The sequence below is a fragment of the Micromonospora sp. WMMD812 genome (assembly GCF_027497215.1).
Classification (GTDB): Bacteria; Actinomycetota; Actinomycetes; order Mycobacteriales; family Micromonosporaceae; genus Micromonospora.
Genome location: NZ_CP114904.1, coordinates 6,174,047 through 6,193,421, shown reverse-complemented (window position 1 = coordinate 6,193,421; position 19,375 = coordinate 6,174,047). Strand labels below are relative to the sequence as shown.

Genomic DNA, 19,375 nt, shown 5'->3' with positions numbered 1-19,375 from the left:
CCGGCGCCCGTGCCGGGGGTCAGCTGCCGCAGGTGGTGGCCGGCAGTTCCGGGACCACCACGGGCGACCGGCCGCCCGGGCGGGACTTCCCGGCCAGCACCGCGGCCAGCGCCGTCATCGACGCCCCGCTCGACGAGTAGGTGGCGAGCAGCGTCGGCGACTTCGCGCTCCCCAGCACGTACGGGGTGTCCAGGGCGACCGTCACGGCGGCGTCCGCGCGCAGGTCACCGGCGCCGTCGCCGTAGCCGACGAGATGCACCACCGTCCCGCCGCTGGGCGCCACCGGCACCCCGGCGGCCTTCAGCGCCTCGGTCAGCAGGGCCCGGGTCCGGTCCCGCCCTCCGGAGGAGGTGACGGTCACCGGGCCGCGGACGGGGGCGCCGCAGGAGCCGCGCAGCACGGTCACCGCCGCCCCGGCGAGCGCCTGGGCCGCCGCGCGGTGCGCCGGGTCGTCGAGCGTCGACATCGCCGGCGCCGGCTGCCCGGCCAGCCGGAACTTCATGGTCAGCACCCGGGTCACCGCGTCCACCAGCCGGGCCCGCGGCAGCGAACCGTCGCGCAGCGCGGCGAGCAGGCCGTCGTACGCCTGCCCGACGTTCGGGGTCATCAGGATCAGGTCGTTGCCGGCGTTCAGCGCCCGCACGGCGGCCTCCCCCGGCGACCAGCGCTTCGCCGGCGCCATGTTCATCCCGTCGGTGATCACCACGCCCTGGAAGCCGAGCTGGTTGCGGAGCACGTCGGTGAGCAGCTTGTGGGAGAAGGTCGCCGGGGTGCCCGGATCGATCGCGCGCACGTCCAGGTGGGCGGACATCACGGCCATGGTCCCCGTGTCGATCCCGGCCTTGAAGGACGGCCAGGCGCCCGCCTCCAGCGCCGCCCGGGACTGGGTGATCACCGGCAGCTCCTGGTGCGAGTCGGCGGCGCTGTGCCCGTGCCCGGGGAAGTGCTTCAGCGTGGCGGCGACCCCGGCGGCCTGGAGTCCGCGGACCGCGCCGCCGACCTGCGCGGAGACCCGCTTCGGGTCGCCGCCGAACGACCGGGAGCCGATCACGGTGCTGCGGGTGGCGAGCACGTCGGCGACCGGTGCGAAGTCGAGGTTGATCCCCATCGCGGCCAGCTCGGCGCCGGCGGCCCGCCAGGCGGCCTCGGTCAGCGCCGGGTCACCGGCCGCTCCGGCGGCCAGCGAGCTGGGCAGCACGGTCACGCCGTCGGAGATCCGGGTCACCACGCCGTACTCCTGGTCGGTGCCGATCAGGAACGGGGCGGCACCGGTCGACAGCCGCCCGGCCGCCTCGCGCAGTCCGGTGGTCAGCTCGCGGACCTGTTTCGGGTTGTCGACGTTGGTGGTCTCCTGGTTGCCCTTGGTCGGGTCGTCGGCGCTGAAGCCGACCAGGATCAGCCCGCCGAGCCGGTACTTGGCGATCATCTCGGCGGGGGTGTTCACCCCGGCGAGCGCCTGGTTGCCGGCCGCGGAGCCGGGTGAGACCTTCGTCGCCGCGCTGCCGTACGCGTACGGCATCAGCACCTGGCCGACCAGGTCCTCGTCGCCCAACGTGCCGACCAGAGCGGCGGCACGGGCCGCGGGATCGGCCCCGGGTGTCGTGGTGGGTGTCGCCACCGGCGCCGAGGTCGGGGCGGACGGGGCCGGCCCGGCGCGGCCCGGGCCGGTGGAGCAGCCGGACACGAGCAGGGCGGTCAGGGCGGCGACGGCGACGCCGGCGCGGCGCGGGCGAATCGGCACGCCGCCCATACCACCAGATCACCTCGTATCGGGGCAACTTGACCTTCCGGTGGCCGGCCCTCGTGGGAGGGCCCACCACGGCGGTCAGCCGACCCGAGTGAGCAGAGTCACCGGAGCGCCGTCCCCGGCGTACCGGTAGGGCTCGAGTTCGGCGTCCCAGGCGGTGCCGAGCGCCTTGTCCAGCGCGTGGGCGATCGCCTCGGGGGCGCGGGCGGTCGCGAGGATGCTGCGCAACCGGTCCTCGCCGAGCTGGATGTCGCCGGCCGCGCCGACCGTGGCACGGAACAGGCCGCGCCCCGGGACGTGCATGAAGCGCTCGCCGTCCGCGCCGGGGCTCGGCTCCTCGGTGACCTCGAAACGGATCATGGGCCACTGCCGGAGGGCAGCAGCCAGCTCGGCGCCCGTCCCCGGACGACCGGTCCACCCGCATTCCGCCCGGCGGGCGCCGGGGTCGACGGGCTGTGCGGTCCACTGCAGGTTGACCGGCGCGGCGAGGACGCGCGCGATCGCCCACTCGACGTGCGAGCACACGGCGAGCGGGGTCGAGTGGACGTATACGACGCCACGCGTTGGCACGGTGACCTCCCGGAGAGCGAGGTACGTCTTCCCCTACGACCTCACACCCGAGTGGTTCCTGGAACACATGATGACTCGTGTGACGGATGGTGCGCCAGAGAATCGGAAAATTCGCCGGGTCGAGGTCACCGGAATAGCCGACCGGGTGAGCGCCGTTGGCTCTGGGGACGGCGCGATGACCAGCCAGGGATCGTGTTCGTGTACAGTTCCATCGGCGGCCTCTGCCGCGCACGACTTCTGCGGGCACCTCCATCCGGAGCCGCCCGCAACAGCCCCCGGACGTTCAGTCCTCCCGTACGTCTTGCAAGGAGTACCTCCGTGGCGAGCAACACCTCTAAGACCGCGCGCGCGTCCGTCCGGGCCGGCCAGGCTGGCCAGGGTGGCGCCCTCAGCGTGCTGGGCGAGTTCAAGTACCTCATCCCGCTCAACGGCGGCAAGCACGCCTACGTGCGGAACCTGACCAACGGCAAGACCGCGCACCTGCGCACCGACTCCGAGGCCTTCGTCGAGGAGATCCGGGTGCTGGCCGCGGCCGGCCACGCCGCAAAGATCCGCGCCGAGCTCAGCACGCTCGCCGCGGCGCACCCCGGCGACGGCTGGGACGCGACCGAGAAGCGCCTGGTCGCGGCCGGTGTCTTCGAGGCCTGAGGCCTCACCCCGGTACAACCTGCAACCGCCCGTCGGGACGTCGTCCCGGCGGGCGGTTTCGCGTCTCCGGCCGTCACCCCCGATCTGGTCCCGCACGTTCAGGTGAGTAGGGCGACCTCGCCGGAGGCGAGGTCGTAGAGGCCGCCGACCACGTCCACCCGGCCCTCCGCGACCGGGCCGGCGAGCAGGTCCTCGGCGCGCAGCGCGGCCACGGTCCGCAGGGCGTGCCGCCGGACGGCGAGCGGCTCGACCCGCGGGTTGGCGGCGCCCACCTCGGTCACCGCCGGGGTGATCTGCTCGACCAGGTGGGCCAGCGCGCCGCCCGGCCGCTGCCCGGTCCGTACCGCCTCGACCGCGGCGGCCACCGCCCCGCACCGCTCGTGCCCGAGCACCATGATCAGGGGCACCCCCAGCGCGTACACGACGTACTCGATCGAGCCGAGCACGGCCCGGTCGAGCACGTGTCCGCCGGTGCGGATCACGCAGATCGAGCCGAACGTCTGGTCGAAGATCGCCTCCAGCGGCACCCGCGAGTCGATGCAGCCGAGCAGCACGGCGTACGGCTGCTGGTCGCCGGAGGCGCTCGCCGCGGCGGCGGTGACGTCGTGACCGTGCACCGGCTGGCCGCTCACGAACCGGCGGTTGCCGGCGAGCAGCTCGGCCAGCGCCGCGCGGGGCGTACCACCGGCGAAGCGCGGCGGACGGTCGCCGGACGACGCCCGGCCCGGTGCGGGCGGCGGTGCCTGCGGCGACCCCATGCCCTCAGCTTGGCCGGCCCAGCCCCACCACGGGCCGGGTCGGGAATCTTCTCACCGGCACGGTTGGCGTGGTGTCATGGCGGGTAGCCGGTGTTACCGCCGGGTACGCCGGTGGATCGATCCGGGCGGCCCGGGAGGTGGCGATGCCGGAGCAGTCGGAGGTCCGCCTCCCCGACGGCGTACGCCTGCACGTCGAGGCGACCGGGCCGGCGGACGCCGAGGTGACCGCCATCCTGCTGCACGGCTGGACGCTGGACGCGCGCAGCTGGCACCGGCAGCTCTCCGCGCTGCGTGAGGCGGTCGGCGCGGGCGTACGCCTGGTGGCCTACGACGCCCGCGGCCACGGCCGGTCGAGCTGCATGCCGCTGCGGACGGCGACCCTGGCCCAGCTGGGCGACGACCTCGCCGCGGTGGTGGACGCGCTCGCCCCGAACGGCCGGGTGGTCCTGGTCGGCCACTCCATGGGCGGCATGACGATCATGGAGTACGCCCACCGGCACCCCGACCACTTCGCCGCCCGGACGGCCGGCCTGGCGTTCGTCTCGACCACCGCCGAGGGGCACACCCACACCGTCTACGGGCTCTCGCCACGGATCGCCCGGCTGATCCGGCTCGCCGAGACCACCGGCGCCGGCGTGCTGGCCCGCTGTGGCGCGTGGCGGCCGCCGCTGGCCTTGCTGCGCGCGCTGCGCCCGAGCATCCGGTGGCTGCTCTTCGGCGACCACTGCGATCCCACCGACATCCGCCTGGTGACCTCGGCGGTCGCCCACGCCTCGCTCCGCTCCATCGGCGGTTTCCGCGCCTCGATCGGCGCGCAGCACCGGCTGGAGACCCTGGCGGCGCTGGCCCACCTGCCGGCCGCCGCACTGGTCGGCGACCGGGACCGGCTCACCCCACCGCCGTGCGCGCAGTCGATCGCCGCGGCGCTGCCCGCGACCGAGCTCACCGTCTGTCCCGGCGCCGGGCACATGCTCATGATGGAGCGGCCCGACGAGGTGAACGCCGCCCTGCTCGGGGTGCTCCGGCAGGTGCTGGGCCGCCGTCCCGCACCAGCGGTCGGCCGGCCGGCGGCGCGGGTGGACCGGCCCGGCCCGGTCGCGCCGCCGTCCGCGCCGGTGGCCGGGGCCTGAGCAGGGCTCCCGTCGTACCTCCGACACGGTGGAGCCGGCCGGGGCCGTACCCTCGTCCGGTTGGCCCGGCGCACGGCCCGCGGTGTCCGCGGTGCCCGCGCCGACGGGGATCAGGAGCGTGCGTTGACCGACCAGACCACCCTGGAGCAGGAGATCGCCGTCGAGCAGCGGCATCTCGACCGGGTGTACGCCCGACTCGCCGAGCTGCGGCAGTCGGCGGTCCGCGCGGAGCGGGACGGTTACCGGCTGGCGCGCGTCGGCAACTTCGGTGCCCTGGTCGAGCGGGACGCGATGGTCTTCCACGCCGCGCAGCGGCGACACGTCCTAGACGCCGAGCACGAGGGGCTGGTCTTCGGCCGGCTCGACCTGCACGACCGCCAGATGCTGCACGTCGGGCGGCTCGGCATCCGGGACGAGAACGCGGCCAGCCTGGTGGTCGACTGGCGGGCGCCGGCCGCCGCCGCCTTCTACCAGGCCACCCCGGCGCAGCCGCTCGGCGTGGTGCGCCGCCGGATGATCCAGTCCAGCGGGGAACGGGTCACCCGGATCGAGGACGACCTGCTCGACCCGGCCGCCGCCCCGGCCGAGATGGCCGTGGTGGGCGACGGCGCGCTGCTCGCCACGCTCTCCAAGGCCACCGGGCGGGGCATGCGCGACATCGTCGCCACCATCCAGCGGGAGCAGGACGAGGCGATCCGCTCCCCCGGCTCGGGGGTGACGATCGTGTCCGGCGGCCCGGGCACCGGCAAGACGGCGGTCGCCCTGCACCGGGCGGCGTACCTGCTCTACTCCGACCGCAGCCGGTACGCGGGCGGCGGCATCCTGGTGGTCGGCCCGTCCACGGTCTTCGTCGAGTACATCGCCTCGGTGCTCCCCTCGCTCGGCGAGGACACCGCCACCCTGCACTCGCTCGGCACGCTCTTCCCGGGGATGTCCGCCACCCGCACCGACCCGCCCGAGGTGGCCGCGGTGAAGGGCTCGCTGCGGATGCGCCGGGTGCTGGAGCGGGCGGTCCGTGACGCGGTGCCGGACGGCCCGGCCGAGCTTCGGCTGCTCTACCGGGGCCAACTGCTCCGGCTGGACCGCCGGGAGTTGGACGGGATCCGCGACCGGGCGCTGACCCGGGGCGCCCGGCGCAACGAGGTGCGGCGGGCCGGCTTCGACGGAGTCTTCGCGGCGCTCTGGGCGCAGGCCCGGCGCCTGGGCATCGACCGGCTGCCGGAGCAGCGCGCCTTCGAGGACGAGATCGTCGATCGGCCGGAGTTCCGGGAGTTCCTCAAGGCCTGGTGGCCCCGTCTGCACCCGCGACACGTGCTGGGCTGGCTGGCGCGCCCGGGACGGCTGCGCCGGTACGCCGGCGGTGTCCTGACCGGGCGGGAGGTGCGGCTGCTGGAGGCGGCGTACCGGACGCTGGACACCGAGGGGCTGACCGTCGCGGACGTGGCGCTCCTCGACGAACTGGACGCGCTGCTCGGCAAGCCGGTCCAGCCGCCCCGGCCGAAGCGCGACCCGTTCCAGCTCGCCGGCGGCGTACGCGAGCTGAGCACGTTCGGCGATCGGCAGCGGGCCGCGCGGGCGGCGGCGCGGCAGCGCCCGGAGGACTACCGGGAGTACGCGCACGTGGTGGTGGACGAGGCGCAGGACGTGTCGCCGATGCAGTGGCGGATGATCGGCCGGCGCGGACGGCTGGCGTCCTGGACGGTGGTGGGTGACCCGGCTCAGACCGCGTGGACGGGTGACCCGGCGGAGCTGACCCGCGCCCGGGACCAGGCCCTGGGACGCCGTCGCCGGCACCAGTTCACCCTCACCACGAACTACCGCAACTCCGCAGAGATCTTCGCGGTGGCGGCGGCCGAGATCCGCCGGCTCGACCCGGACCTCAGCCTGCCCACGGCGGTCCGCTCCACCGGGGTCGACCCGGTCGAGCTCGTCGTGCCGGCCGCGCAGCTCGAGACCAGCACGGTGGCGGCCGTGACGGGGGTGCTCGGCGAGGTGGAGGGGACGGTCGGGGTGATCACGCCGGTGCCGCGCCGCGATGAGGTGGCCGGCTGGCTCGGCGCGCTCGGCGTACCCCGCCTCCAGGTGGTGACCAGCCTGGAGGCGAAGGGTATGGAGTACGACGGGGTGGTGCTGGTCGCGCCGAGCGAGATCCGGGCCGACCCGGGATCGGGCGTCCGGACGCTGTACGTGGCGCTCTCCCGGGCGACCCAGCGGCTCACCACGATCGACCCGACCCGCTGACGGGCGAGGCCGCCACGTCCGGGTCGGTTACGACCAGTCACTTGCATACATAGCGATGTGAGCATATATTTGACCGGTCGGGACCGTCGGCGGAGGGTGGGCTGGTGGGCGCAGGTCATGACCACCACGGGTCGGTGGCGAACGCCGCACAGCACCACCGTGGCCGGCTCTGGGCAGCATTCGCCCTGTTGAGCAGCCTGATGGCGGTCGAGGCGGTGGCCGCGTTCCGCACCGGGTCGCTGGCCCTGCTCTCCGACGCCGGGCACATGTTCACCGACGTGCTCGGCATCGGCATGGCCCTCGCCGCGATCACCGCCACCCGGCACGCCAACCGGGACCCGCAGCGCACCTTCGGCCTCTACCGGCTCGAGGTGCTGGCCGCGCTGGCCAACGCCGTCCTGCTCTCCGGCGTCGCGGTCTACGTGGTGGTCGAGGCGGTCGGCCGGTTCGGCGACCCGCCGGAGGTGCTCGCCGGTCCGATGCTGGCGGTCGCCGTGCTGGGCCTGCTGGCCAACCTGGTCGCGTTCGCGCTGCTGCGCCCGGGAGCCGGGGAGAGCATCAACCTGCAGGGGGCCTACCTCGAGGTGCTCGGCGACCTGCTCGGCTCGCTCGGCGTGATCGGCGCGGCGGCGCTCATCGCGGTGACCGACTGGTGGTGGGCCGACCCGCTGGTCGCGGTGGCCATCGGCGTGTTCATCCTGCCCCGCACCTGGCGGCTCGGGCGCGCCGCGGTCCGCATCCTGGTCCAGGCGGCCCCGAAGCACCTCCAGGTGACCGCGGTACACGACCGGCTGGCCGCCGTACCGGGCGTGGCCGGCGTCCACGACCTGCACGTCTGGACGCTCACCTCGGGCATGGACGTGGCCTCCGCGCACCTCACCATGGCGCCCGAGGCCGACGTCGGCGCGGTGCTCACCGCCGCGCGGGCCGCGCTGCACGAGGACTTCCACATCGACCACGCCACGCTGCAGATCGAGCCCGGAGCGACGCCTGGGGCCTGCGGGCCGGTTGAGTGGTAATGAGCACAACCTTAATTCTGTGTGTGTATTGTCCACTTATGCCGGAATTATCGGTAACCACGGCAGCACCGAGAGTCACATCTGCTGCGCAGGCCCCTCTGGCACCGGTAGTCTCGGTCCCGGCCTCCGGCAGGCGGCGCCCATCGGCGCCGGCGGTGGCCGTCGCCTAATCGCCCGACGCGGCGAGCCGGGGAACCATGTTCGTGGGGTGCATCCGCATCAGCGGTAGGGATCTTCCGTCCCGAACCCGTCAGCTAACCCGGTCGGCGGCTGACGGAAGGACATGTGCATGCCAGTAGTGGCACCCGTACGACGACGCGCCGCCCGGATGGCGGCCCTGATCGCCGCGACGCTCGCCCTCGGCGTCGCGATCGCCCCCGGCACCGCCGCCGCGGCCGCTCCCCCGACCGGCCGGCTCGCCGCCGCGCCGGGCCAGGACGACGAGGGCGGCAGCCCCGCCCTGCGCGCCCAACTCGAGGCGGCCAGCAAGGGCTACCTGGACGCGAAGGCCGCCCTCGACCGGTCGGTCAAGCGGCAGGAGCAGCTCACCGGCCAGTTGAAGACCACCGAGGCCCAGTTGGGCGTCCGCAGCGAGAAGGTCGGCGAGATCGCCGGGGTGGCCTATCGCACCGGTCGGCTCGGCACGGTGTCGGCGCTGCTCAACAGCAACACGCCGGACGGCTTCATGGACCGGGCGGCCGCCCTGGACGCGGTCGCCGCCAACGAGGACCGGGTGCTGCGCGACCTGCTGGAGACCCGCGACGAGGTGACCCGCACCCGGACCGCGCTCGACGGCGAGATCCGCGAGCAGCGCAAGCAGGTCGCGGTGATGGCCAAGCGGAAGGAGCAGGCCGAACGGGCGCTGACCGTCGCGAACAACCGCGCGGCCACCACCACCGACAGCTCCAACCGGGGCACCTCCACCGCGACGGCCACGCCGGCGCCGCGCAACTCCGACGGCTCCTGGCCCTCGGAGTCGTGCAGCGTCAACGACCCGACCCCGGCGAACGGCTGCATCACCCCGCGCCTGCTGCACGCGCTCAACCAGGCCAAGGCCGCCGGGTTCACCCGGTACGTCTCCTGCTACCGCAGCGGCGGCTCGGGTGAGCACCCGAAGGGCCGGGCCTGCGACTTCGCCGCCCAGAAGAGCGGCTTCGGCGGCGACGCCACCGGCGGCGACAAGACGTACGGCAACAACCTCGCGGCGTACTTCATCCGCAACTCCGATCGACTCGCCGTGCTCTACGTGATCTGGTACCGGCAGATCTGGCTGCCCAGCAGCGGGTGGAAGTCGTACAGCGGGGCCGGCGGCGACCCGTCCAGCGACCACACCAACCACGTGCACCTCTCGGTGTACTGACCCAGGCCCGCGGGTGGTCCGCCGCGCGTGGCGGACCACCCGCGTACGCACGTCGCCGCCTCGGCTACGTCCCGGGGCGTAGCCGCGGTGTCGCCGGTCGCCGGACGAGGCGGCGCGCCGGAGCGGGCAGCATCACGGCATGACCCGGATCCCGCCCGGCACCCGCAAGGCGCTGCTCACCGCGCACCTGGTCACCTCACTGGGGTGGCTCGGCATCGACCTGGTCCTGCTCACCCTCGGCGTCGCCGTGCTGCGCGGCGCCGATCCGACCGTGGTCTACCCGGTCACCGCGCTGCTCGGCACGGCGCTGTTCGCACCGCTCAGTGTGATCGTCTGGCTGGTCGGCGTGGTCAGCGCGCTGCTCACCCCGTGGGGGCTGCTGCGGCACCGCTGGGTGCTGGTCAAGCTGCTGATCACCACGGTGATGGTCGTGCTGGTCCTGGCGCTGCTCACGCCGAACCTGCGCGCCGCCGGCGAACTCGGCGCGGCCCTGCCGGCCCGCGACCGGGCCGACCTGGTGATCGCGCCCGCCGTGTCGACGACCCTGATGGTCGTCGCGACCGTCCTGTCCACGTACAAGCCGTGGGGCCGGCTGCGCCGGGCCGTCCCGGTCGCGACCCGCCGGCGCCCGGCGGTGGCCGGACGCCGGTCGGCCTGACGGTGGGCGGTCAGCCGGCGGGCGTCGGGCCGCCGTCCCGGTCGAGCACCGCGCCGAGCCGGGTCGCCAGCGCCAGGTGGGCGGCGCGGGCCTGCCGGAAGGCGTACCCGAACAGGGGCGCCGGCGCGGAGAGGGTGATCTCGACCTCGATCCGGAGCAGCCCACCCGGCTCGGCACGCAGCCGCGTGTGGTTGCGCACCGTCGTGGCGGGCCACTGCCGCGCCACCGTGACGACCTCGTCGTCGGTGCTGATCAGCACATCCGCCCGGTAGGTCACCGGGAATCGGACCGGGCCGGCGGCCAGCCGGTCGGTGATGGCGTAGCTGGCTCGCGCGCCCGGCCGGGGCGGAAGCTCACGCACTCCGACGATGAGCGGGTGCAGCTCGCCCTGCCGGCTCAGGTCGCCCAGCAGCGCGGCGGCCTCCGCCGCGCGGCACCGGGCCTGGACGGTGTAGCTGAACGAATCGCGCCTGAGCACACCGTCTCCCCACCGCCGTCGATCGCCCGATCGTCGCGTACGCCGCCCCGGCTGGCAACGCCCGGACGGCCGCCGACCGGATACCGCGCGTTCGGGTCCCGTTCGCATGACGGTCAACCGGCGGGGAATCAGGCGCGGAGACGGGCCGAGGAGAGGTGGCGGGACCCATGGACGGATACGAAGCATGAGCGGGCACGTGATGGTCTTCGCCCCCACGCCCCTGCTCACGGTGACGGTGGACCAGCCGAGCGGCCAACCGGAGATCCACCTGCACCCGGGCGGGCAGGGCGTCTGGCAGGCCCGGATGATCGTTTCGCTCGGTGGCGAGGTCGTGCTCTGCACGGCGCTCGGCGGCGAGATCGGCCAGGTGCTGGAGCCGCTGCTGGTCAGCGAGGGAGTGGACCTCAAGGTGGTGGTCCGCGAGTCCGGCTGCGGCGGCTACGTCCACGATCGACGCGAGGGCTCCCGGCAGGAGATCGTGGCGGTGCCGGGACAGCCGCTGGGCCGGCACGAGCTGGACGAGCTTTACAACCTGGCGCTCGGCGAGGGGTTGCGCGCGCCGGTCAGCGTGCTCAGCGGGCCGAACGACCCCATGCTCGTCCCGGCGGACCTGTACCGGCGGTTCGCCGCGGATCTCGGCGCCAACGGCGGCCGGGTGGTGGTCGACCTCTCCGGCGACCACCTCGCGGCGGTGCTGGCCAGCGGGGTCTTCTTCCTCAAGGTCAGCCACGAGGAGCTGATCCGCGACGGTCGCGCCGCCGACGAGGACGAGGAGCAGCTGACCCGGGCGCTCTACGACCTGCACGCCGCCGGCGCCGAGAACGTGGTCGTGAGCCGGGCCGACCAGCCGGCGCTCGCCCTGGTCGACGGCGAGGTGTTCGAGGTGGAGATGCCCCGCCTCGAGGCGGCCGACCCGCGGGGAGCGGGTGACTCGATGACCGCCGGCGTGGCGACCGTGCTGGCCGCCGGCGGCGACATCCGCACGGCGATCCGGACCGGCGCGGCGGCCGGAGCGTTGAACGTCACCCGGCACGGCCTCGGCACCGGGCGGCTCGACTCGATCGCCGGCCTGGTGGACCGGGTCCGGCTGGTGCCCGCCGGAGGCCGGCCGCAGGAACGCACCACGCCGGACGAGCTGGCCGACCGGGCGGCGGGACGATGACGCATCGGGTGCTGGTGACCAACGACGACGGGATCGCCGCCCCCGGCATCCAGGCGCTGGCGCGCGCGGCCGTCGAGCGCGGCCTGGACGTGGTGGTCGCCGCCCCGCTGGAGGAGGCGAGCGGCACCAGCGCGGCGATGACGGCGGTCGAGCAGGAGGGGCAGGTGGTGGTCCGCGACCATCCGCTGCCGGGGCTGTCCGGCGTGCCGGCCTTCGGGGTGGGCGGCTCCCCCGGCTTCATCGCGCTGATCGCGGTGCACGGCGCGTTCGGGCCACCGCCGACGGTGGTGCTCTCCGGCATCAACCGGGGCGCCAACGCGGGGCGCGCGGTGCTGCACTCCGGCACCGTCGGCGCCGCGTTCACCGCCGCCGCGAACGGCTGCCGGGCGATGGCGGTCTCGCTGGACGTCCTCACCGTCGGGGAGGCCACCGCGGCCAGCGGCGGCGCGGCGGTGGCCGCCGCCGCCCGCGTTCGCGACGCCGAGCGGCACTGGTCCACGGCCGCCCGGGTCGCCCTGGACCTGCTTCCCCGACTGATCGCCGGGCCGGTGGAGAGCATCCTCAACGTCAACGCACCGGACGTGCCGCACGAGAGGCTGCGCGGGGTGCGCCGGGGCACGCTGGCCACCTTCGGTCAGGTGCAGATGACCGTCGCCGAGTCCGGGCACGGCTTCGTCCGCACCTCGCTGGAGGAGCCCGGTCAGGCGGTGCAGCCGGGCACCGACCTGGCCCTGCTGGCCGACGGGTACGCCTCGGTCACGGCGATCCGGGCGGTCACCGAGGTCGCCGACGTGGACCTGTCCGGCCTCGGCGAACCGTGATCCCTCGGAAGCGGCTCGGGCGCGGGTGGGGCGTCAGGCGCCCGGGAGCACCTCGGGCGCGGCGGCGCCGGCGTAGTAGGGCTCCGGCGCGCCGAACAGACCGAGCAGGCCGGTCACCCAGAGCTGGCGGTGCACGAAGCGGCTCGGCTCGGTGACGACGAGCTTCACCCCGCTCACCTCGGCGGTCTGGAAACCGGCGACCATCGCGCTGATGCCGACGGAGTCGATGAAGGTGACGAGCCGCATGTTGAGCTCGATCCGGGTCGGGCGCCCCTTGGCGAGCACCTCGGCGATCGCCTCGCGCACCTCGTAGGCGGTGTCGACGTCGATCTCACCACGCGGGGCGATCTCCACCACACCACCGGACAGAACCGACTTCACGATCGACAGGCTCACGCGAGCACCTCCACCCGCCCGTCCCCGGGCGCCTCATCAGTACGCGGGCCGCGACCGAGAGTATTCCTCCAACGGCCTCGGTCGCCACCCCTCGGGATGAGCAATTCGCGGATCAGGGCACACCTTGTCACCCTTGTCCGGACTTTTCTCTTCGTCTGTTCGTCCAACGATTCGCCACACCGACGCGTCGCCGACCCAGGGTAGCCGGTGCCGGCCACTCGGGCCGAAACGGCACGTCCCGGGCGTGGCCGCCCCGCCCGCGGCCCGGCCGCGCGGTTGCCGCCACTGCCTAGCATCGGCCGGGAGCCCACCATGACGGAGAGGACCATCAATGATCAAGAGACTCGCCGGGGTGGCCGGCGTCGGCCTCCTGCTCGCCCTCGTACTGGCCTGCGGCTTCGGCGGCGGTGACGACGACGATGATGACGACGACGACTTCGCCCGCGGGGCCGCCGTGGTCGTGCTGCACTGAAGCCGCCGCCCGTCGGTCGGGTTTGCCGTGACGGCGGACGGGGCACTGGCCGGTGAGCGAACCGTGACGCGCTGGACAGATGCCGAGGTCCGATGTGGCCGCGGACCTCGGCCGCCCGAGGAGGTAGTGACGATGTTCGGAACCAACCTGCTGGACCGCCGCAGCAGACCCGAGCGGATCGCCGATCAGGCGTGGCAGCACCTGGTCTCCGCCGTCGGCTCCGCGGGGGACACCGTGCGGGACACCGCCCGCACCGCCCGCCGCGGGGGTCATCGGCTCGGTGACGAGGCCGGCGACCTGGTCGGGTCCACCGCTGACGAGGCCCGTCGGCGCGCGGTCCTGGCGTTCGACGCGCTCGCCGGTCGCCGGCCGGCGCTGCCGTGGGCGCTGCTGATCAGCGCGGCGCTCGTCGGCGCCGCGATCGGCTGGGCCGCCGGCACCGCCGCGCGGGCCGCCGGCAGCAGGGAGGACCCGGCGGTGGACGACATCGAGTTCGTCGACGTCGACCGCCCGAACTCCCCCGCCAGCCGGGACCTCTGACCGCCCGCAACCCCGACGCACCACCCGGGCCCCGACCGGCACCGCCGGTCGGGGCCCGCCCACGTCCGCCCACCCCACCCCCGCGCCCCGCCCACTTCCTGTTGATCATGAAGTTGTTGTCGCGACACGCCGGCACGGGTGACAACAACTTCATGATCAACGGGGCGGCCGGGGTGGGGGCCGGCGGGCCTTTGGGCAACGGGCTCCGGTGGCCCGGGCGCCGCCGACCACGCCCGGGCCCGGAGTTCAGCGGGCGGCGCGGATCACCACGGCGCCGTCACGCGCTCACCCTAATCGACGGTCAGCGGCGATGGAATCGCTCCCAGCGCGACTCACCCCGGCCGGGCGAGGGGACGTCACCCGGCCCGGCGACAGGATCGGTGGACGCGGGCGTGCGTGCTGGCGCCGCCCGGGGAGACCGGAGGAGGGACAGATGGCCACCGAGACGATCACCCGCACCGACCAGGACATCCAGTCCGACGTCCTCGACGAGCTGACGTGGGAACCGCGGGTACGACCGCACGAGATCGGCGTGACCGTCTCCGAGGGCGTCGTCACGCTGACCGGCCGGGTGGACAGCTACGCCAAGAAGTGGGCCGCCGAGCGGGCCGCGCACCGGGTGACCCGGGTCCGCGCGGTCGCCAACGATCTGGCCGTGCAGCTGCCCGGCGGGGCGGAGCGCGCCGACCCGGACATCGCCGCGGCGGTCGGGCACGCCCTGGAGTGGGACGCGTTCGTCCCGGTCGAGCAGATGCAGGTGACCGTCTCCGCCGGCTGGGTGACCCTGCACGGCGAGGCGGAGTGGGAGTACCAGCGACGGGCGGCCGAGCGGGTGGTCAGCCGGCTCGCCGGCGTCCGGGGCGTCAGCAACGGGATCACCGTCCGCCCGGCCATCCGCCCGGACGGGCACGAACTGGCCCAACGGATCGTCGACGCGCTGGCCCGCAGCCGGGCCACCGAGGCCGAGCGGGTCACCGTGCGGGTCCACGGCGACACCGTGCTGCTGTCCGGGCTGGTGCACTCGATGCCGGAACGGGCCGAGGTGGAGCGGGTGGCCTGGTCGGCGCCGGGCATCCGGGAGGTGCAGAACCACCTCGCGGTCGCCCCCGTGCTCCGCTGAACCACCCGGCCCGGGTGAGCCGGCCTCACCCGACCGGGAGCGAGCGTGGGAGTCATGACTGATCCGAACGGGCTGATCGGACCGGGCCGGCCGGGGCCCGACTTCACCCTGCCGGCCACCCCGGACGGGCGGCGCACCGGCCCCGGCGAGTACCGCGGCCGGCCGGTGGTGCTCGCCTTCTACCCGGCCGACTGGACCCCGGTCTGCGGCGACCAGATGGCGCTCTACCAGGCCGCCATGCCCGAGTTCGACCGCTACCGCGCCGCGGTGCTCGGCATCTCGGTGGACAGCATCTGGTCGCACCGGGCGTTCGCGCAGAGCCAGGGCATCGAGTTCCCGCTGCTCGCCGACTTCGAGCCCAAGGGCGAGGTGGCCCGCGCGTACGGCGCCTACACCCCGCAGGGCGAGGCCGCGCGGGCGCTGGTGGTGCTCGGCCCGGACGGCACGGTGGCCTGGAGTCACCTCTCCCCGCCCGACGTCAACCCGGGGGCGGACGGCATCCTCGACGCGCTGGAGCGGCTGGCCGCCGATCGGCAGGTGGTGGCCGGATGATCACGCCCTTGCAGGTCACCGCCCGTCTGCGGACGCCGGTGACCGAGAGCGACCATGTCCGGGGCGCGCCGGACGCGCCGGTGACCGTCGTCGAGTACGGCGACTTCCAGTGCCGGTTCTGCGGCGCCGCGTACCCGAACCTGCACGAGATGCTCCGGCAGCGGGACGGGACGGTCCGCCTGGTCTACCGCCACTTCCCGATCGCCAACGTGCACCCGTACGCGGAGAGCGCCGCCGAGGCGGCCGAGGCGGCCGGGACGCGGGGGCGGTTCTGGGAGATGCACGACTGGCTGTTCGAGCACCAGGACCAGCTCGACCCGGTGCACCTGTCGCTCGGCGTCGAGCAACTCGGCCTGCCGCCGGACGAGATCGGCGCCGAGGTGGAACGGCAGGCGCACGCCGACCGGGTGCGGCGGGACTTCGTCGGCGGCATCCGCAGCGGGGTGAACGGCACCCCGACCCTGTTCATCAACGACGTCCGCCACGACGGCGGGTACGCCCTGCCCGACCTGCTCGCCGCAGTGGACGCCGCGTCCGACACCTGAGGCGCGGACCGGCCGACCCGGCACGGCCCGGCCGACCCGGGCACAGACCGGCCGACCCGGCGCTGCGCGGCCGACCCGGCTCAGATCAGCCGTAGCTCACGCGCCCGCCGTACCGCCTCGCGGCGGCGGGTCGCGTCGAGCTTGCGGTAGATGTTGCGGACGTGGGTCTTCACCGTGTTGACCGACAGGGACAGCTCGCTGGCGATCTCGACGTTGGACAGGATGCTCTGCAGGTAACGCAGGATGGTGAGTTCCCGCTCGGTCAGCGGCTCGTCCAGCGCCGGCGCCGGCTCGGCCGCCCCCCGGTCCGCCGGCTCGTCCGCGCCCCGGACCAGGTCGCTCACCATCGGCCAGTGCGCGGTGCCGGTGTCGAGGTGGGCGGCGAGCAGATCCCGTACGGCCGGCTCGGCCCGGGTGAAGACCCGCCGGAAGCCCTCCGGGCCGGCCAGGTCGAGCATCTGCTCGAGAACCCGGCCGGCGCGGCGCTCGTCTCCGGCATGGCGGGCCAGGACCGCGTCGAGCAGGCCCGCCTCGAGGCGCAGCGCCAACGGCCAGTCGGACGCCTCCGCCGCCTGCCAGTCCGGCAGCGCCCGGCCGGCGGCCCGCGGATCGCCCGCCCGTAGTTCGACCCGGGCCAGTGCCACCGCCAGCGGCGCCACCGGCCCGGCCTGTTCCCGCACCGGCCGGGTGAGCAGCTCCCGCGCCGTGTCCAGGTCTCCTCGGGCGCCACGAAGGTCGGCCTCGGCGGCCAGCAGCAGGTACGCCAGGTCGGCACCGGTGGGCCGGTCGGCCAGCCGGTCCCGGGCCTCGACCAGCAGCCGCTGTCCAGCCGCCGGCTCGCCCCGATCATGCAGCAGCCGCGCGCGACAGAGTGCGGCCACGGCGGCGGCGACGGTCTCGGCGGCCGGCACGTCGGCCCCCGGGGGCCGGTCGTCCGGCTCCGCCCCGCCGGTCGCCGGCGCGGCCAGGGCCAGGTTCGCCGCGCTCTCCTCGGGCTGGTCCCGGTGCAGCGCCACGACGGCGAGCGCCAGGTAGGCGTACCCGCAGTCGAGCCGGCAGGCCCAGCCGTGACAGGGCGGCATGGCCAGCGCCTCCTGGGCGGCGGTCTCGGCGGCCCGCAGCTCTCCCCGGACCGCGTGCAGCAGCGCCGACCGGCTCGCGCAGACCAGCTCGGTGCGGGGCCGACCGGCCTCCCCGGCCGCCGCCAGCGCACGGGCGAAGCGCGCCCCGGGCAGCTGCCCCTCGGCAAGCTCGACCAGCCCGAGCGCCGTACCGGCGAAGGCGCGCAGGTCGGCGTCCTCGGTGGCGCCGCCGCGCGGGCCGGCGCCCGCCGCGCTCGGCGGCGGTTCGCCGGCCCCGGTCATCCGGCCGCGAACCAGCCGGGCGGCCGCGGCGCGCACCTCGGCGTGGTCGCCGGCCAGGCGGGCGAGGGTGAGCTCCAGCGCGGTGGCGAGCCGCAGGAAGCGGTCCCGCCGGGGCGTGGGTAGCGTCCCCGCGTGGTCGGCGGCGCTGCGCAGGTATCCGGCTGCGGCCGCGGCGTCGCCGGCGTGGGCCCGCTCGGCGGCGCAGGCGAGCGCGAGTTCCGGGTCCCGGCGCACCGCCTCCGGCGGCGGAGACGCCGGAGGCGGGCCGTCCGCGCCGGCCCGGTCGTACGGCGCCAGCTCCGGCCACTGCGCGACGAAGAGTTCGGTCGCCCGGTCCCACCGGCCGGCGGTCAGCGCGTGCCGTAGCCCCTCGGCCGGGCGGCCGTTGTCGGCGTACCAGCCGGCGGCCCGCAGGTGCAGGTCGCGCAGCTCGTCGGCGGGCAGCCGGGCCAGGTCGGCCCGGAGCAGGTCGGTCAGCAGCGGGTGGCAGCGGTACCAGGGCGGCCGGCTGTCGTCGCGGCTCAGCAGGCCACGGTCGCCGGACAGGTCGGCGAGCATGCGCTCGCCGTCCGCGCGGCCGGTGAGCGCGTCCGCAAGGTCGGCGCAGACCGTCTCGGCGAGCGCGGTTCGCCGCAGCAGCTCGCGCGCCTCCGGCGCGACCGCCGCCAGCACTTCCTCGTGCAGGTAGCCAGCGATCTCCGGCTGGTCCCCGCCGAACCGACCGACCCAGCGCGCCGGGTCAGGTTGACGGTCCAGCGCCAGCGCGGCGAACCGGAGCGCCGCCGGCCAGCCAGCGGTCCGCTCCCGCAGCCGGCGCAGCGCCGCGCCGGGCAGCCGCACGCCGTGCGCGCTGAGCAGATCGGCCACCTCGTCGTCGGTGAAGGCGAGCTCGTCCGGGCCTATCTCGGTCAGCTCGCCGGCCAGCCGGAGCCGGTGCACGGCCAGCGGCAGCCCGGCGCGCGCACCGACCACCAGGCGCAACCGCTGCTCGGCATGGCGGAGGAGGAACTCCAGGCCGGTCAGCGCCGCCGGGTCGGTGACCCGGTGCAGGTCGTCCAGGACCAGCAGCACCGGCCGCTCCCGGGCGGCCAGCGCGGCGGCCAGCAGTTCCAGCTGGTCGGGACGGGGCGGCCGGTCCGGCACCGGCGCCGCCGGGTCCAGCACCGGATCCGTCGTGGCGCGCAGCGCCGCCGCCAGGTACAACCAGAGCCGGTCGCCGTCGTCGCCACTCTCCACGGACACCCAGGCCGGGGTCGGCCGGCGCGGGTCGGCGACGCTGCCGTCCGGGCGCACGTCGGCGCCCTCCCCGGCGCTGCCGTCGACGAGGCGGGTCCAGGAGACGAGCAGGGTGGTCTTGCCCCACCCGGCCGGCGCCCGGACCAGGGTGACCGGCCCGGCGCTGCCGGCGTCGAGCCGGCGCAGCAGCCGGGGCCGGGCCACCACCGGTTCGGGCAGCGCGGGCGGGGTCAGCCGGGACGCGAGCAGCGGCGGCCCGGCCGCATCCGGCGTCGCCGTCTCCACCCGTGCCCCGCTCTGCTGCTCCGGCATCCGGCCCCACCCCCACGGACGCGTTCCACCCCCCGGTCGGCGGGCGGTTACCCGGCGGTGGCCGGTTCACCCCTTCGGGGCGAGCCGCGTTCACCCGCACCGCGCCCACCATCGGGGGTACACCGGGGCCGAGCGGAACGAGGCGGAAGGGACGAGGTGGGACGTTTCGGACGGCTGGCCGCGTCGGCGCTCACCCCCGCCGGCTCGGCGGCCGCCGGAGCGGTGGCCCGGGCGCTGGCCGTACCC

The 19,375-nt window shown here is 75.2% G+C and carries 19 protein-coding genes and 1 riboswitch; of the genes, 13 read left to right on the top strand and 6 right to left on the bottom strand.

Annotation, left to right across the window (positions count from 1 at the left end):
• Positions 1-19 precede the first annotated feature (19 nt).
• Positions 20-1,750, bottom strand: a complete 1,731-nt coding sequence (locus O7603_RS28710) for a glycoside hydrolase family 3 protein (protein WP_281572847.1) — start codon at positions 1,748-1,750, stop codon at positions 20-22.
• 75 nt (positions 1,751-1,825) lie between these two features.
• Complete coding sequence (locus O7603_RS28705) at positions 1,826-2,317, bottom strand: DUF3145 domain-containing protein (RefSeq protein WP_281572846.1); 492 nt, start codon at positions 2,315-2,317, stop codon at positions 1,826-1,828.
• A 318-nt stretch (positions 2,318-2,635) separates the two neighbouring features.
• Here O7603_RS28705 and O7603_RS28700 point away from each other — a divergent pair, with 318 nt between their 5' ends.
• On the top strand, positions 2,636-2,965 hold the full coding sequence (locus O7603_RS28700) for a hypothetical protein (RefSeq protein WP_281572845.1): 330 nt from the start codon (positions 2,636-2,638) through the stop codon (positions 2,963-2,965).
• Between the two features lie 98 nt (positions 2,966-3,063).
• Here the strand turns inward: O7603_RS28700 and O7603_RS28695 are convergent, their stop codons facing one another.
• On the bottom strand, positions 3,064-3,723 hold the full coding sequence (locus O7603_RS28695) for a carbonic anhydrase (protein ID WP_281572844.1): 660 nt from the start codon (positions 3,721-3,723) through the stop codon (positions 3,064-3,066).
• A gap of 143 nt (positions 3,724-3,866) precedes the next feature.
• Here O7603_RS28695 and O7603_RS28690 point away from each other — a divergent pair, with 143 nt between their 5' ends.
• The 5 genes from O7603_RS28690 to O7603_RS28670 all read left to right on the top strand — a co-directional run bounded on the left by O7603_RS28690 (position 3,867) and on the right by O7603_RS28670 (position 10,131).
• The gene (locus O7603_RS28690; protein ID WP_281576849.1) at positions 3,867-4,853 is read left to right on the top strand and encodes an alpha/beta hydrolase; all 987 of its coding nucleotides are present in this window, start codon (positions 3,867-3,869) and stop codon (positions 4,851-4,853) included.
• A gap of 123 nt (positions 4,854-4,976) precedes the next feature.
• Positions 4,977-7,094, top strand: a complete 2,118-nt coding sequence (locus O7603_RS28685) for an AAA family ATPase (RefSeq protein WP_281572843.1) — start codon at positions 4,977-4,979, stop codon at positions 7,092-7,094.
• 104 nt (positions 7,095-7,198) lie between these two features.
• The gene (locus O7603_RS28680) at positions 7,199-8,113 is read left to right on the top strand and encodes a cation diffusion facilitator family transporter (RefSeq protein WP_281572842.1); all 915 of its coding nucleotides are present in this window, start codon (positions 7,199-7,201) and stop codon (positions 8,111-8,113) included.
• Positions 8,114-8,266: 153 nt separating this feature from the next.
• A riboswitch (cyclic di-AMP (ydaO/yuaA leader) is annotated at positions 8,267-8,398 on the top strand.
• Between the two features lie 4 nt (positions 8,399-8,402).
• Entirely contained in the window at positions 8,403-9,473 is a 1,071-nt protein-coding gene (locus tag O7603_RS28675; protein WP_281572841.1) for a hypothetical protein, read from the top strand.
• A 139-nt stretch (positions 9,474-9,612) separates the two neighbouring features.
• Positions 9,613-10,131, top strand: a complete 519-nt coding sequence (locus tag O7603_RS28670) for a hypothetical protein (protein ID WP_281572840.1) — start codon at positions 9,613-9,615, stop codon at positions 10,129-10,131.
• Positions 10,132-10,141: 10 nt separating this feature from the next.
• Here O7603_RS28670 and O7603_RS28665 read toward each other — a convergent pair whose 3' ends face one another.
• Positions 10,142-10,609 carry an SRPBCC family protein gene (locus O7603_RS28665; protein WP_281572839.1) on the bottom strand — a complete coding sequence of 156 codons (468 nt, stop codon included), beginning with the start codon at positions 10,607-10,609 and terminating at the stop codon, positions 10,142-10,144.
• Between the two features lie 184 nt (positions 10,610-10,793).
• Between O7603_RS28665 and O7603_RS28660 the strand changes: the two genes are divergently transcribed.
• Positions 10,794-11,771, top strand: a complete 978-nt coding sequence (locus O7603_RS28660) for a PfkB family carbohydrate kinase (RefSeq protein ID WP_281572838.1) — start codon at positions 10,794-10,796, stop codon at positions 11,769-11,771.
• The gene (locus O7603_RS28655; protein WP_281572837.1) at positions 11,768-12,592 is read left to right on the top strand and encodes a 5'/3'-nucleotidase SurE; all 825 of its coding nucleotides are present in this window, start codon (positions 11,768-11,770) and stop codon (positions 12,590-12,592) included. The genes O7603_RS28660 and O7603_RS28655 overlap by 4 nt, the downstream gene beginning before the upstream one ends.
• Before the next feature lie 33 nt (positions 12,593-12,625).
• On the opposite strand, the gene O7603_RS28650 is transcribed toward O7603_RS28655, so the two are convergent.
• Positions 12,626-12,988, bottom strand: a complete 363-nt coding sequence (locus O7603_RS28650; protein WP_281572836.1) for an STAS domain-containing protein — start codon at positions 12,986-12,988, stop codon at positions 12,626-12,628.
• Between the two features lie 331 nt (positions 12,989-13,319).
• On the opposite strand from O7603_RS28650, the gene O7603_RS28645 reads away from it, so the two are divergent.
• The 5 genes from O7603_RS28645 (at position 13,320) to O7603_RS28625 (ending at position 16,217) form a co-directional block, all read left to right on the top strand.
• Entirely contained in the window at positions 13,320-13,460 is a 141-nt protein-coding gene (locus O7603_RS28645; RefSeq protein ID WP_281572835.1) for a hypothetical protein, read from the top strand.
• Positions 13,461-13,592: 132 nt separating this feature from the next.
• Positions 13,593-14,000, top strand: a complete 408-nt coding sequence (locus O7603_RS28640) for a hypothetical protein (protein WP_281572834.1) — start codon at positions 13,593-13,595, stop codon at positions 13,998-14,000.
• A 433-nt stretch (positions 14,001-14,433) separates the two neighbouring features.
• Positions 14,434-15,120: a BON domain-containing protein gene (locus O7603_RS28635; RefSeq protein ID WP_281572833.1), complete on the top strand. Its 687-nt coding sequence runs from the start codon at positions 14,434-14,436 to the stop codon at positions 15,118-15,120.
• Between the two features lie 54 nt (positions 15,121-15,174).
• Positions 15,175-15,672, top strand: a complete 498-nt coding sequence (locus O7603_RS28630; RefSeq protein ID WP_281572832.1) for a redoxin domain-containing protein — start codon at positions 15,175-15,177, stop codon at positions 15,670-15,672.
• Positions 15,669-16,217, top strand: coding sequence for a DsbA family protein (locus O7603_RS28625; protein WP_281572831.1), 549 nt, complete (start codon positions 15,669-15,671; stop codon positions 16,215-16,217). Before O7603_RS28630 ends, O7603_RS28625 begins: the two co-directional genes overlap by 4 nt.
• Positions 16,218-16,297: 80 nt before the next feature.
• On the opposite strand, the gene O7603_RS28620 is transcribed toward O7603_RS28625, so the two are convergent.
• A complete protein-coding gene (locus O7603_RS28620) occupies positions 16,298-19,129 on the bottom strand; it encodes a LuxR C-terminal-related transcriptional regulator (protein ID WP_281572830.1) in 2,832 nt (943 codons plus the stop codon).
• Positions 19,130-19,375: the final 246 nt, after the last annotated feature.

Excerpts from the sequence above, each read along its gene's own strand:
- O7603_RS28710 (WP_281572847.1), bottom strand. The coding sequence starts at position 1,750 with ATGGGCGGCGTGCCGATTCGCCCGCGCCGCGCCGGCGTCGCCGTCGCC.
- O7603_RS28695 (WP_281572844.1), bottom strand. The coding sequence starts at position 3,723 with ATGGGGTCGCCGCAGGCACCGCCGCCCGCACCGGGCCGGGCGTCGTCC.
- O7603_RS28690 (WP_281576849.1), top strand. The coding sequence starts at position 3,867 with ATGCCGGAGCAGTCGGAGGTCCGCCTCCCCGACGGCGTACGCCTGCAC.
- O7603_RS28675 (WP_281572841.1), top strand. The coding sequence starts at position 8,403 with ATGCCAGTAGTGGCACCCGTACGACGACGCGCCGCCCGGATGGCGGCC.
- O7603_RS28670 (WP_281572840.1), top strand. The coding sequence starts at position 9,613 with ATGACCCGGATCCCGCCCGGCACCCGCAAGGCGCTGCTCACCGCGCAC.
- O7603_RS28660 (WP_281572838.1), top strand. The coding sequence starts at position 10,794 with ATGAGCGGGCACGTGATGGTCTTCGCCCCCACGCCCCTGCTCACGGTG.
- O7603_RS28655 (WP_281572837.1), top strand. The coding sequence starts at position 11,768 with ATGACGCATCGGGTGCTGGTGACCAACGACGACGGGATCGCCGCCCCC.
- O7603_RS28645 (WP_281572835.1), top strand. The coding sequence starts at position 13,320 with ATGATCAAGAGACTCGCCGGGGTGGCCGGCGTCGGCCTCCTGCTCGCC.
- O7603_RS28640 (WP_281572834.1), top strand. The coding sequence starts at position 13,593 with ATGTTCGGAACCAACCTGCTGGACCGCCGCAGCAGACCCGAGCGGATC.
- O7603_RS28635 (WP_281572833.1), top strand. The coding sequence starts at position 14,434 with ATGGCCACCGAGACGATCACCCGCACCGACCAGGACATCCAGTCCGAC.
- O7603_RS28630 (WP_281572832.1), top strand. The coding sequence starts at position 15,175 with ATGACTGATCCGAACGGGCTGATCGGACCGGGCCGGCCGGGGCCCGAC.
- O7603_RS28625 (WP_281572831.1), top strand. The coding sequence starts at position 15,669 with ATGATCACGCCCTTGCAGGTCACCGCCCGTCTGCGGACGCCGGTGACC.
- O7603_RS28620 (WP_281572830.1), bottom strand. The coding sequence starts at position 19,129 with ATGCCGGAGCAGCAGAGCGGGGCACGGGTGGAGACGGCGACGCCGGAT.